Origin of the sequence: Comamonas antarctica (assembly GCF_013363755.1) — a bacterium.
Taxonomy (GTDB): Bacteria; Pseudomonadota; Gammaproteobacteria; order Burkholderiales; family Burkholderiaceae_C; genus Comamonas; species Comamonas antarctica.
The window spans coordinates 1,699,343-1,712,256 of record NZ_CP054840.1; the positions used below are offsets into that span (position 1 = coordinate 1,699,343).

The following is a 12,914-nucleotide window of genomic DNA, read 5'->3' on the forward strand; positions in this document are numbered from 1 at the left end:
AAGGGCAGGGCCGCTGCGGTCACAGCGGCCCGGGGTTCAGGACGTGCTGGGCGTGAAGTCCAGCGACGCCGAGTTCATGCAGTAGCGCAGGCCCGTGGGCTGCGGGCCGTCTTCGAACACATGGCCCAGGTGGGCGCCGCACTCGGCGCAGACGGTTTCGGTGCGTGTCATGCCATGGCTGTGATCGATGATCTCGCGGATGGTTCCAGGAATGGCCTGCGAAAAGCTGGGCCAGCCGCAACCGGCGTCGAACTTGGTGCCCGAGGCAAACAGCTTGGCGCCGCAGCAGATGCAGTGGTAGCTGCCGTCGGCCCAGTGCTGCTCGTACTTGCCGGTGTAGGGGCGCTCGGTGGCCGCGTGGCGCGTGATCTGGTAGGCGCCGGGTTCGGCGCCCTTTTCCTGGAGCACGGCATGCCACTGGGCGTCGGTTTTCTGGGTAGGAAAGCTCATGATGAACAGCTGATGGCGATGGATGAGGCCCATTCTGGCGCAAATCCGGACCACTGCGTGTGTTCCGGATGGATCTCGTAGGGACGTTCGAGCACCTGCTGCAGTTGCTCCAGCACGCTGAAGTCGCCATCCTGGGCGGCGCGGATGGCCAGTTCGCCCAGGTGGTTGCGCAGCACATAGCGCGGGTTGCTGGTGCGCATGACCGCGACGGCGCTGGCGCCATCGGTCTGCACCAGGCGCGCCGAATAGCCGCGCAGCCAGTCGTCCCAGCCCTCGCGGTCGAGAAACAGGTCGCGCACGGGCGTGAAATCGCCGCTGTCGACGGCGTCCGTGAGGCGCAGCCAGAACACCGTGTAGTCGACGCGGTTGGCGGCCAGCAGGCCCAGCAGCTGCTCGACCAGCGCGCCGTCGCTGTCGCTGTGCTGCGCGTCGTCCTGGCGGTACACCAGGCCCAGCTTGGCGCGCATGCGCGTGAGAAAGGCCAGTGCGTAGCGGGATTTGTAGACCGCGAGCGCGGCCAGCGCCGCTTCCTCGTCTTCGATCAGCGGCAGCAGGGCCTGGGCCAGGCAGAACAGGTTCCAGTAGGCGACCTGCGGCTGGCGGTTGAACGCATAGCGGCCCTGGGCGTCGCTGTGGTTGCAGATATGCCCCGGGTCGAAGGTGTCGAGAAACTGGAACGGGCCGTAATCGATGGTCAGGCCCAGGATGCTCATGTTGTCGGTATTCATCACGCCATGGCAGAAACCCACGGCCTGCCATTGCGCCAGCAGCTCCGCCGTGCGCTCGCTCACCGCCTGCAGCAGCGCGGCGTAGGGCGTGGCGTCGGCGCGGCAGCCCGGGTAGTAGCGGTCGATCACGTAATCGGCCAGCGCGCGCAGTTCGGGCTGCATGTCGCGCGCGGCGAAATGCTCGAAATGGCCGAAGCGGATGAAGCTGGGCGCGAGGCGCGTGACCACGGCCGCGGTTTCCAGCGTCTCGCGCCGCACCGGCAGCGGCGAGCCGGTCACGCACAGCGCGCGCGTGGTCGGGATGCCCAACGCGTGCATGGCCTCGCTGCAGAGGAACTCGCGGATGCTCGAGCGCAGCACGGCGCGGCCGTCGCCACCGCGCGAGTAGGGCGTGCGGCCCGCGCCCTTGAGCTGGATTTCCATGCCTTGCGCGGTTTCGCCCAGCAAGATCGCGCGCCCGTCGCCAAGCTGCCCGGCCCAGACGCCGAACTGGTGGCCGCTGTAGACGGTGGCCATCGGCTGGCTGCCCGCGAGCAACTGGTTGCCGCTCAGCGCCTGCAGCGCCTCGTCGCTGTGCAGCCAGCCGGGCGGCAGCGCCAGCAAGCGGGCCGCGGACGCGCTGGTGCCCACCCAATGGGGCGTGGGCACGGGCGTGGGTTGCAACGCGGTGAAGAACGCCGGGCCCAGCGCGGCAAAGCCGGGCTGCCAGCCCCAGTCGGGACGCGCGGCGGGATCGGAGTGGGCGGGGTCGAGCGAATTCATGCCGGGATTGTCACCCACGGCGTTCAGCCCGGGCGCGTGTCGGGCCATCGCCGCATTGCCCGCGCGCCTTGGTGACACTCCGCTGGCCCGAGGTCAAAATGGCACGTTAGGATGAATGGATAAAACCTGAGTACTAGGAGACCACCCATGTTGGGACTGATGCAAAGCCAACCGCTGCTGATTTCATCGCTGATCGATTTTGCCGCGCGCCACCACGGCGATGCCGAGATCGTCTCGCGCCGCGTCGAAGGCGATATCCACCGCTATACCTACCGCGATCTGTCGGCGCGCTCCAAGCAGCTCGCCAACGCCATCGAGGCCATGGGCGTGGCGCACGGCGCGCGCGTGGCCAGCCTGGCGTGGAACGGCTACCGCCACATGGAGATGTATTTCGGCGTGAGCGGCGCGGGCCGCGTGCTCCATACCATCAATCCGCGCCTGCATCCCGATCAGATCGCGTGGATCGTGGGCCATGCCGAGGACCAGGTGCTGTGCTTCGACCTCACTTTCCTGCCGCTGGTGCAGGCCGTGCATGCGCGCTGCCCCACGGTGCGCCAGTGGGTGGCACTGTGCGACGCCGACCGGCTGCCCGCGGACTCGGGCATTCCCGGCCTGATCAGCTACGAGGACTGGATCGGCGCGCAATCGGCGGAGTACGACTGGCCGCAGTTCGACGAGAACACCGCCTCGAGCATGTGCTACACCAGCGGCACCACGGGCAACCCCAAGGCCGCGCTCTACAGCCACCGCTCGACCACGCTGCACGCCTACGCGGCGGCGCTGCCCGACGTCATGGACCTGTCGGCGCGCGACTCGGTGCTGCCGGTGGTGCCGATGTTCCACGTCAATGCCTGGGGCGTGCCCTATTCGGCGGCGCTCACCGGCGCCAAGGTGGTCTATCCCGGCCCGGCGCTCGACGGCAAGTCGCTCTACGAGCTGATCGAGGCCGAGAGCGTGACCTATGCCGCGGGCGTGCCCACCATCTGGCAGATGCTGCTGGGCTACATGCAGCCCAAGCATCTGCGCTTCAGCACCCTCCAGCGCACCGTCATCGGCGGCTCCGCATGCCCGCCGGCGATGATCACCACCTTCCAGAACCTGGGTGTCGAGGTGCTGCATGCCTGGGGCATGACCGAGATGAGCCCGCTGGGCACGCTCAGCACGCTCAAGAACAAGCACCAGGACCTGCCTGAAGAGGAGAAGATGAAGATCCGGCAAAAGCAGGGCCGGGCCATCTATGGCGTGGACATGAAGATCGTCGGCGACGGGGGCAAGGAGCAGCCCTGGGACGGCAGGAGCTATGGCGACCTGCTGGTGCGCGGGCCCTGGATCATCGACAGCTATTTCAAGGGCGAAGGCAGCCCGCTGGTCTATGACGAGCAGGGCCGCGGCTGGTTTCCGACGGGCGATGTCGCGACCATCGATCCCGACGGCTACATGCAGATCACCGACCGCAGCAAGGACGTGATCAAGTCCGGCGGCGAATGGATCAGCTCGATCGACATCGAGAACATCGCGATGGCGCATCCGGCCGTGGCCATGGCCGCCTGCATCGGCATGAGCCACCCCAAATGGGACGAGCGCCCGATCGTGGCCGTGGCGCTCAAGCCCGGCGCGCAGGTGAGCCGCGAGGAACTGCTGAAGTTCTACGAAGGCAAGACCGCCAAGTGGCAGATTCCCGATGACGTGGTGTTCGTCGACGCGATTCCGCTGGGGGCGACGGGCAAGATGCTCAAGACGCGCCTGCGCGAGCAACTGGCGGACTACCAGCTGCCTGGTCTTTGATTCCCGCGCCTCGTGCTTGCAAGCAAGCCTGGTCCCTGCGGACCAGGCTTTTTTTTGCATTTTCCGCCAGCCTGCCGACAGGTAGTTTTGCGCTGGAAAAGCCATGGTTTTGCGCGAACCGTTCGCAGCCAGTCACCTAGGCGATAGGGGCTAGGGCATTCCCCATCCAGAGCTTCAGGTGGAGCCGCTACGCTGCATTTGCTCATCCATCAACAAGGAGACAAACAATGAAGTTCGCTTTCAAGGCAGTGGCGGCAGCGGTGATCCTGGCAGGCGCGGGCGGGGCGTTTGCGCAGCAGGGCGAGACCGTGAAGATCGCGTGGCTGGACCCGCTGTCGGGACTGATGGCGGCGCTGGGCTCGAACCAGCTCAAGAGCTTCCAGTTCCTCGCCGAGGAGTTCAGCAAGAAGAACCCGGCCGGCGTCAAATTCGAAGTGATCGGCATTGACAACAAGCTGAGCCCGCAGGAGACCACCAGCGCGCTGCGCTCGGCCATGGACCAGGGCGCGCGCTACGTCGTGCAGGGCAACGGCTCGGGCCCGGCGCTGGCCATCATGGATGCGCTGGAAAAGCACAACGCGCGCAACAAGGGCAAGGAGGTGGTCTACCTCAACTACGCCGCCGTGGACCCCGACCTCACCAACAGCAAGTGCAGCTACTGGCACTTCCGCCTCGACGCCGACACCTCGATGAAGATGGAGGCTCTGACCACCTACATGAAGGACCTTCCCGATGTGAAGAAGGTCTATCTGATCAACCAGAACTACGCGCATGGCCACCAGGTCTCGAAGTACGCCAAGGACATGCTCAAGCAAAAGCGCCCCGACGTCGAGATCGTCGGCGACGACCTCGCGCCGCTGGCCCAGGTGCGCGACTTCTCGCCCTATATCGCCAAGATCAAGCAGTCGGGCGCCGATTCGGTGATCACCGGCAACTGGGGTTCGGACCTGGCGCTGCTGATCAAGGCCGCCAACGATGCGGGCCTGAACAACGTCAAGTTCTACACCTACTACGCGATTGCCACGGGCGCGCCGACGGCCATGGGCGCGGCCGCGGCGGGCAAGGTCTATGCCGTGGGCTACGGCCACCTGAACCTGCCTGGCGACATTGGCCGCATCGTCACCGACTTCAAGAAGCGCTTCAACGAGGACATGTACACGGCCTCGGTGTTCAACACCTACGCCATGCTGACCGAAGCCTTCGTGCGCACCAAGTCGACCGACCCGGTCAAGGTCGCGGCGGCCATGGAAGGCATGAAGTTCAAGGGCTTCAACGGCGAGGTCGAGATGCGCAAGGCCGACCACCAGCTGCAGCAGGGCCTGTACATCACGCGCTGGGAAAAGGCCGGCGGCAAGTACCCGATGGATTCGGAGAACACCGGCTACACGCTGGCGCCGGTGAAGTATTTCGAGCCCTATGTGGCCAGCACGCCAACTTCCTGCCAGATGAAGCGCCCGTCTTGAGCCCCCGTGGCTAGGTGACGCCGAGGGGGCCGGGGCCCCCTCATTTTTTCCGGCTTTTTCTCCCTGGGTCTTGCGATGAATGCTGAATTCTTGACGATCTCGCTGCTCAACGGCGTGAGTTACGGGCTGCTGCTGTTCATGCTCAGCTCGGGCCTGACGCTGATCTTCAGCATGATGGGCGTGCTCAATTTCGCCCACACCAGCTTCTACATGCTGGGTGCCTATTTCGCCTATACGCTCAGCGGCGTGGTGGGTTTCTGGCCCGCGCTGTTCATCGCGCCGCTGCTGGTCGGCGCGCTGGGCGCGCTGTTCGAGCGCTACAGCCTGCGCCGCGTGCACAAGTTCGGCCATGTGCCCGAGCTGCTGGTCACGTTCGGGCTGTCCTATCTGATCCTCGAGATCGTGCAACTGGTCTGGGGCCGCGGCACGGTCCCTTACGCGCTGCCGCCGCAACTGCAGGGGCCGCTGTTCACGCTCTACGGCACGCAGTTTCCCAAGTCGCGCTCGTTCGTGATGCTGGTGGCGCTGCTGATGCTGCTGGCCGTGTGGCTGATCCTCACGCGCACGCGCATCGGGCTGGTGATCCAGGCCGCGCTCAAGCACCCCGAGATGGCGCAGGCGCTCGGCCACAACGTGCCGCGCGTGTTCATGCTGGTGTTTGGCGGCGGCTGCGCGCTCGCGGGCCTGGCCGGCGTGATCGGCGGCAACACCTATGTGACCGAACCGGCGATGGCGATGTCGGTGGGCTCGATCATCTTCGTGGTGGTCGTGGTCGGCGGCATGGGCTCGCTGGCCGGCGCCTTCCTGGCCTCGCTGCTGATCGGCATCGTGCAGAGCTTTGCGGTGGCCATCGATTATTCGCTGGTCAATTTCCTCGGCGCGCTGGGCACGCAGGTGACGGACCAGACCTTTGGCTATCCGGTGCTGCGCCTCACGCTGTCGCAGGTCGCACCCATCCTGCCTTACCTGTTTCTCGTGCTGATCCTGATTTTCCGGCCCAAGGGCCTGCTGGGCACCAGAGAGGATTGATATGAAGTACCCCCTGAGCCGCTGCGCCGGATGGCCGGCCCCGTCTTCCCCCTCTCATCCTTCGGTGGAGGGGGACGGCAGCCTCGCTGCGGGGCGGCCCTTGCTCGCTGCCCCCCTGCCGGGACGCGCCGGTTTCTTACGCCGCGCATGTGGCGAACGCCGAATGGACAACTGAGATCATGAATACATCACCAAGCACTCTGGCTGCCGGTCACGCCGTTCCCATCGCCGCGCGGCCCGCCGACGCCGATCATGCGTACCGCTTCAAGCCGCTGAATATCGGCCGCTTCGTCATCTGGACACTGTTCGCGCTGGCGCTGGCCGTCGCGCCGCATCTGTTCACCAGCAGCCTGGCGCTGACCATGCTGAGCCAGATCGGCTACCTGATCATCATCTGCCTGTCGTACAACATCCTGCTCGGGCAGGGCGGCATGCTGAGCTTCGGGCATGCGGTCTATACCGGCATGGGCTCGTTCATTGCGATCCATGCGATGAACAGGATCGGCGGGCTGGAGATTCCGCTGGTGCTGATTCCCATCATCGGCGGCCTGGGCGGCATGTTCTTTGCGATCCTGCTGGGCTATGTGACCACGCGCAAGTCGGGCACCACCTTTGCGATGATCACGCTGGGCATAGGCGAGCTCGTGGCCTCGATGGCGCTGATGTTTCCCGAGTTCTTCGGCGGCGAGGGCGGCATCACCACCGACCGGGTCTACGGCCAGCCTTTCCTGGGCATGACGTTCGGCCCGGCCATCGAGGTCTACTACCTGATCGCGGTGTATTGCTTCGTCTGCACGGCGCTGATGTTCGCGTTCACCGGCACGCCGCTCGGACGCATGCTCAACGCGGTGCGCGACAACCCCGAGCGGGTCGAGTTCGTGGGCTACAACACCCAGCGCGTGCGCTACTTCTCGTTCATCATCGCCGGTTTCTTCGCGGGCATCGGCGGCGGGCTGGCGGCGATCAACTTCGAGATCATCGCCGCGGCCGACACCCTGAGCGTGATGCGTTCGGGCAGCTACCTGCTGTTCACCTTCCTCGGCGGCGCGACCTTCTTCTTCGGGCCGATCATCGGCGCGGTGCTGCTGGTGTTTGCCTCCATCTTGCTGTCGGAGCTGTCCAAGGCCTGGCTGCTGTACCTGGGCCTGGTGTTCCTGTTCATGGTGATGTATGCGCCCGGCGGCGTGGCCAGCCTGGTCATGATGAACCTGCGCGTGGCGAAATTCGGCAAGCTCACGCGGCTGCTGCCGGGCTACGCGGCGCTGGCCGTCTGCGCGCTGGCGGCCATCGTGGGCCTGGCGGCCATGGTCGAGATGATTTACCACCTCCAGCTCAACGCCGCGCTCGGCGACCACCTGCGCTTCATGGGAGTGTCGCTCGACACGCGCAGCGCCGGCAGCTGGATCGGGGCGCTGGCGCTGCTGCTGGTCGGCGGCGCGGCCTTCGAGCTGGTGCGCCGGCGCTTCGTGCGCCAGTGGAGCCAGGTCCAGGAAGAAATCGAACTGCAGATCAAGCGCGCGGAGGCATGACCATGACACAACCCACTTATGCGCTCGAGCTCAAGGACCTGCGCAAGCGCTTTGGCAAGACCGAGATCATCCGCGGCGTGAACCTGGCCGTCGAGGCCGGCGAGCGCGTGGCCATCATCGGGCCCAACGGCGCGGGCAAGTCGACGCTGTTCAACCTGATCAGCGGCCGCTTTCCGCCCAGCAGCGGCGAGGTGCTGCTGCACGGCCAGCGCATCGACGGCAAGAAGCCGTTCGAGATCAACCGCCAGGGGTTGTCGCGCAGCTTCCAGATCACCAACATCTTCCCCAAGCTCAGCGTGTTCGAGAACCTGCGCTGCGGCGTGCTGTGGAGCATGGGCTATGGCTACAGCTTCCTGCGCTTCCTGTCGCGGCTGCATGACGCGAATGCGCGCGCCGAGCAGCTGATGCAGATGATCCAGCTCGACCGAAAACGCGACGTGCTGGCCATGAACCTGACCTATGCGGAGCAGCGCGCGCTCGAGATCGGCATCACCATTGCGGGCGGCGCGAGCGTGATCCTGCTGGACGAACCCACGGCCGGCATGAGCAACAGCGAGACCGCGCGCTTCATCCAGCTGATCAAGCAGGTCACCGAAGGGCGCACGCTGCTCACGGTGGAGCATGACATGGGCGTGGTGTTCGGCCTGGCCGACAAGATCGCGGTGGTGGTCTATGGCGAGGTGATTGCCTTCGACACGCCGGACCGGGTGCGCGCCAATGCGCGCGTGCAGGAAGCTTATCTGGGATCGGCCGTGGCCGATCAGCAGGCGGGAGCGCACTGAAGATGCTGAAGATTGCCAATCTGCATGCCTATTACGGCAAGAGCCATGTGCTGCATGGCGTGGATTTCGATGTGAATCCGGGCGAAATCGTCGCGCTGCTGGGCCGCAACGGCTCGGGCCGCTCGACCACGGCCAAGGCCGTGATGGGCCTGGTCGACTGGGAGGGCACGCTGGAGTGGAAGGGCGAGAAGCTGCAGGGCCGCAAGGCCTACGAGATCGCGCACCGCGGCATCGGCTATGTGCCCGAGAGCCGCGATGTGTTTCCCAATCTCACGGTGCACCAGAACCTGCTGCTGGGCCAGAAGGGCAAGGGCCGCGGCAGCCGCTGGAGCTTCGACGACATGTACGCGATGTTCCCGCGCCTCAAGGAGCGCCAGCACACCGAGGCCGGCGTGATGTCGGGCGGCGAGCAGCAGATGCTCACGCTGTGCCGCACGCTGATGGGCGACCCCGACCTGATCATCATCGACGAACCCACCGAGGGCCTGGCGCCGAAGATCGTCGAGCTGGTCGGCGAGTACCTGCAGACCATCAAGTCGCGCGGCATCGCGGTGCTGCTGATCGAGCAGAAGCTGACCATTGCCATGCGCATTTCGGACCGGGCGCTGGTGATGGGGCATGGGGCCATCGTGTTCGATGGGACGCCGGACGGGTTGCGGGCGGATGAGCGCGTGCGCAAGGAGTGGCTGGAGGTGTAGGCACCGGGCGCGATGTACAGACCCGTTCGTGGCGAGCCGGCCTGCGCGGCCCGGTCGAACCATGGACGGCCTGTTCTGAAGTGCTGGCAAATCCTTCGCTGCGTTCTCCTGTTTCGAGGACAGGCCGTCCATCCTTCGACAAGCTCAGGACGAACGGGATTTTTTGAGTTTGCTGTCCGGTCAAGTGACAAACGCGGCGTTTGCAAGCTCACTGTCCTTACCCTCCGTTCGCCCTGAGCCTGCCTGCGCGGCCCGGTCGAAGGGCCTTGTCCCTGGCGAGACAAACCCCACTGGTCATTTGGGCGCAAGTTTCTACAATGAAAAATCGCACGATCGTTCTTTTCCATTCACAAGGGACAACCGCATGAGCGCTGACTACCAGAAGGACGGGCAGATTGCCGTCATCACGCTGAACAATCCGCCGGTCAACGGCCTGGGCCTCGCCACGCGCCGGGCCGTGGTCGAGGGGCTGAACCAGGCCAATGCCGATGCGGACATCACGGCCATCATCATTACCGGCGCGGGCAAGGCGTTCTCGGGCGGAGCCGACATCACCGAGTTCGGCACCGAGCGCGCGACCCAGGAGCCGCATCTGCTGTCGGTGATCCGCGCCGTGGAACTGTCGGGCAAGCCGGTTGTGGCAGCGATCCACTCGGTCTGCATGGGCGGCGGCCTGGAGCTGGCGCTGGGCTGCCACTACCGCGTGGTCGCACCGGGCACCGCGGTGGCGCTGCCCGAAGTCAAGCTGGGCCTGCTGCCCGGCGCCGGCGGCACGCAGCGCCTGCCGCGCTTGCTGGGCCTGGAGACCGCGCTGAACATCATCGTCAGCGGCGAAACCGTGCAAAGCGAAATGCTGGCCGCGATTCCCGGCCAGAAGCTGTTCGACCTGGTGGCGGCGTCGGCCGAGAGCCTGCGCGAGGAAGCGGGCGCGTTTGCGCTGAAGATCGCGGCGCAGCGGCCGCTGCCGCTGGTGCGCGACCTGCCCTGCAAGCATCCGCAGGCCGAAGCCTACCTGCAGTTCGCGCGCAATATGGTCAAGGGCATGTCGAAGAACTTCCCCGCGCCCGCCAAGTGCGTCGATGCGGTGGCCGCGTCCGTCAAGGGCAAGTTCGATGCCGGCATGCAGACCGAGCGCGAGCTGTTCACGCAGCTGATGTTCACGCCCGAGTCGCGCGCGCTGCGCCACCTGTTCATGGCCGAGCGCGCGGCCTCGAAGATCGCCGACGTGCCTTCGGACACGCCGGTGCGCGAGATCCGCAGCGTGGGCGTCATCGGAGCCGGCACCATGGGCGGCGGCATTGCCATGAACTTCCTCAACGCCGGCATTCCCGTGACCATCCTGGAAACGAAGCAGGAAGCGCTCGACCGCGGCCAGGCGACCATTCGCAAGAACTACGAGGCACAGGTCAAGAAGGGCAAGCTCAAGCAGGAGAAGTACGAGGAGCGCATGGCGCTGCTCACGCCCACGCTGTCCTATGACGACCTCAAGCACGCCGACCTGATCATCGAAGCCGTGTTCGAGGAACTGGGCGTGAAGGAAGCCGTGTTCAAGCAGCTCGACGCCGTGGCCAAGCCCGGCGCGATCCTGGCCTCCAACACCTCGACGCTCGATGTCGACAAGATCGCGGCCTTCACCCAGCGCCCGCAGGACGTGGTCGGCATGCATTTCTTCAGCCCGGCCAACGTGATGAAGCTGCTCGAAGTCGTGCGCGGCAAGCAGACCCCCAAGGACGTACTGGCCACCGTGATGAAGCTGGCCAAGAAGATCAAGAAGACCGCTGTGGTCTCGGGCGTCTGCGACGGCTTCATCGGCAACCGCATGATCGAGCAGTACAGCCGCCAGGCCGGTTTCCTGCTCGACGAGGGCGCCACGCCCCAGCAGGTCGACAAGGCCATCGAGAAGTTCGGCTTCGCGATGGGCCCGTTCCGCATGGGCGATCTGGCCGGCAACGACATCGGCTGGGCGATCCGCAAGCGCCGCGCGGTGGAGCAGCCCGGCATGAAGTACAGCGCCACGGCCGACAAGCTCTGTGAGCTGGGCCGCTACGGCCAGAAGACCGGCGCCGGCTGGTACGACTACGAGGCCGGCAAGCGCGATGCGATTCCCTCGGAACTGGTCAACAAGATGATCGAGCAGCACCGCAAGGACCAAGGCATCACGCCGCGCAAGATCTCCGACGAGGAAATCGTGCAGCGCCTGGTGTTCTCGCTGGTCAACGAGGGCGCGCACATCCTGGAAGACGGCATTGCCGGCAAGTCCGGCGATATCGACATGGTGTATCTGACGGGCTATGGCTTTCCCATCCACCGCGGCGGCCCCATGCACTATGCGGGCGAGGTCGGCTTGGTCAACGTGGTGCAGGCCATGAACCGCTTTGCGCAGAACCCGCACGACGACGCCGCGTTCTGGCAGCCCGCGCCGCTGCTCGCGCGCCTTGCCGCCGAAGGCAAGTCGTTCAGCTGAAGCGCCGCCCCGTACAGAACCGAATCAAGGATATTCCATGACATCCGCAGTGATTGTTTCCACCGCCCGCACCCCCCTGGCCAAGAGCTGGAAGGGCGCGTTCAACATGACCCACGGCGCGACGCTGGGCGGCCATGCCGTCAGGCATGCCGTGCAGCGCGCCGGCATCGATGCCGCCGCCGTCGACGACGTGATCATGGGCTGCGCCACGCCCGAAGGCGCGACCGGCGCCAACATCGCGCGCCAGATCGCGCTGGCCGCGGGCCTGCCGGTGAGCACCTCGGGCATGACCATCAACCGCTTCTGCTCCTCGGGCCTGCAGACCATCGCCACCGCGGCGCAGCGCATCATTGCCGGCGAAGGCGATGTCTATGTGGCCGGCGGCGTCGAGTCCATCTCCTGCGTGCAGCAGGAGATGAACACGCACATGCTGCAAGACCCGGCGCTGCTGCGCAGCAAGCCCGAGATCTACTGGAGCATGCTGCAGACCGCCGAAACCGTGGCCCAGCGCTACGGCATCGGCCGCGACGCGATGGATGAATACGGCGCGGCCAGCCAGCAACGGGCCTGCGCGGCGCAGGCCGCGGGCCTGTTCGACGCCGAGATCGCGCCCATCACCGTCACCGCCGGCGTGGTCGACAAGCTGCGCGGCCTGATCACGCGCGAAGTCACCGTCGCCAAGGACGAAGGCACGCGCGAGGGCACGACCAAGGAAGGCATCAGCGGCCTGCGCAGCGCCTTGCCCGGCGGCCTGATCTCGGCCGGCAACGCGAGCCAGTTCTCCGACGGCGCGGGCGCCTGCGTCGTGGTCAGCGAGGACTATGCGGGCCGCAACGGCCTCCAACCCCTGGGCCGCTTCCTGGGCTTTGCGGTGGCGGGCTGCGAGCCCGACGAGATGGGCATCGGTCCGGTGTTTGCCGTGCCCAAGGTGCTCAAGAAGCTGGGCCTCACGGTGCAGGACATCGACCTGTGGGAACTCAACGAGGCGTTTGCCGTGCAGGTCATCTACTGCCGCGACAAGCTGGGCATTCCAGCCGACCGCCTGAACGTCAACGGCGGCGCGATTGCGCTGGGCCACCCCTATGGCGTGTCGGGCCAGCGCCTCACGGGCCACGCGCTGATCGAAGGCAAGCGCCGCGGCGCCAAGCGCGTGTGCGTGACGATGTGCATCGGCGGCGGCATGGGCGCGGCCGGCATTTTCGAAGTGCTGTAAGCGCGGATACG

General features: G+C 66.0%; 10 protein-coding genes. 8 read left to right on the top strand and 2 right to left on the bottom strand.

The genetic code is table 11. The annotated features are described in order from the left end of the window. Positions 1–36: 36 nt before the first annotated feature. Together msrB and HUK68_RS08175 are read right to left on the bottom strand one after the other, a co-directional pair. The gene (msrB, locus tag HUK68_RS08170) at positions 37–450 is read right to left on the bottom strand and encodes a peptide-methionine (R)-S-oxide reductase MsrB (protein WP_175503743.1); all 414 of its coding nucleotides are present in this window, start codon (positions 448–450) and stop codon (positions 37–39) included. Next, a complete protein-coding gene (locus tag HUK68_RS08175) occupies positions 447–1,940 on the bottom strand; it encodes a protein adenylyltransferase SelO (protein WP_175503744.1) in 1,494 nt (497 codons plus the stop codon). Before HUK68_RS08175 ends, msrB begins: the two co-directional genes overlap by 4 nt. 147 nt (positions 1,941–2,087) lie before the next feature. On the opposite strand from HUK68_RS08175, the gene HUK68_RS08180 reads away from it, so the two are divergent. From HUK68_RS08180 to HUK68_RS08215, 8 genes are all read left to right on the top strand, one after another. Next, on the top strand, positions 2,088–3,725 hold the full coding sequence (locus tag HUK68_RS08180; RefSeq protein WP_175503745.1) for a 3-(methylthio)propionyl-CoA ligase: 1,638 nt from the start codon (positions 2,088–2,090) through the stop codon (positions 3,723–3,725). Positions 3,726–3,952: 227 nt separating this feature from the next. Continuing rightward, on the top strand, positions 3,953–5,188 hold the full coding sequence (locus HUK68_RS08185) for a branched-chain amino acid ABC transporter substrate-binding protein (RefSeq protein ID WP_175503746.1): 1,236 nt from the start codon (positions 3,953–3,955) through the stop codon (positions 5,186–5,188). 75 nt (positions 5,189–5,263) lie between these two features. Continuing rightward, entirely contained in the window at positions 5,264–6,217 is a 954-nt protein-coding gene (locus tag HUK68_RS08190; protein WP_175503747.1) for a branched-chain amino acid ABC transporter permease, read from the top strand. Positions 6,218–6,396: 179 nt separating this feature from the next. Beyond that, a complete protein-coding gene (locus tag HUK68_RS08195) occupies positions 6,397–7,746 on the top strand; it encodes a branched-chain amino acid ABC transporter permease (protein WP_175503748.1) in 1,350 nt (449 codons plus the stop codon). Between the two features lie 2 nt (positions 7,747–7,748). Continuing rightward, complete coding sequence (locus HUK68_RS08200) at positions 7,749–8,528, top strand: ABC transporter ATP-binding protein (protein WP_434082461.1); 780 nt, start codon at positions 7,749–7,751, stop codon at positions 8,526–8,528. Between the two features lie 2 nt (positions 8,529–8,530). Further along, positions 8,531–9,226: an ABC transporter ATP-binding protein gene (locus HUK68_RS08205; RefSeq protein ID WP_175503750.1), complete on the top strand. Its 696-nt coding sequence runs from the start codon at positions 8,531–8,533 to the stop codon at positions 9,224–9,226. A gap of 364 nt (positions 9,227–9,590) precedes the next feature. Further along, positions 9,591–11,690, top strand: coding sequence for a 3-hydroxyacyl-CoA dehydrogenase NAD-binding domain-containing protein (locus tag HUK68_RS08210; protein ID WP_175503751.1), 2,100 nt, complete (start codon positions 9,591–9,593; stop codon positions 11,688–11,690). 37 nt (positions 11,691–11,727) lie between these two features. Then, positions 11,728–12,903: an acetyl-CoA C-acyltransferase gene (locus HUK68_RS08215; RefSeq protein WP_175503752.1), complete on the top strand. Its 1,176-nt coding sequence runs from the start codon at positions 11,728–11,730 to the stop codon at positions 12,901–12,903. The last annotated feature ends 11 nt before the right edge of the window (positions 12,904–12,914 follow it).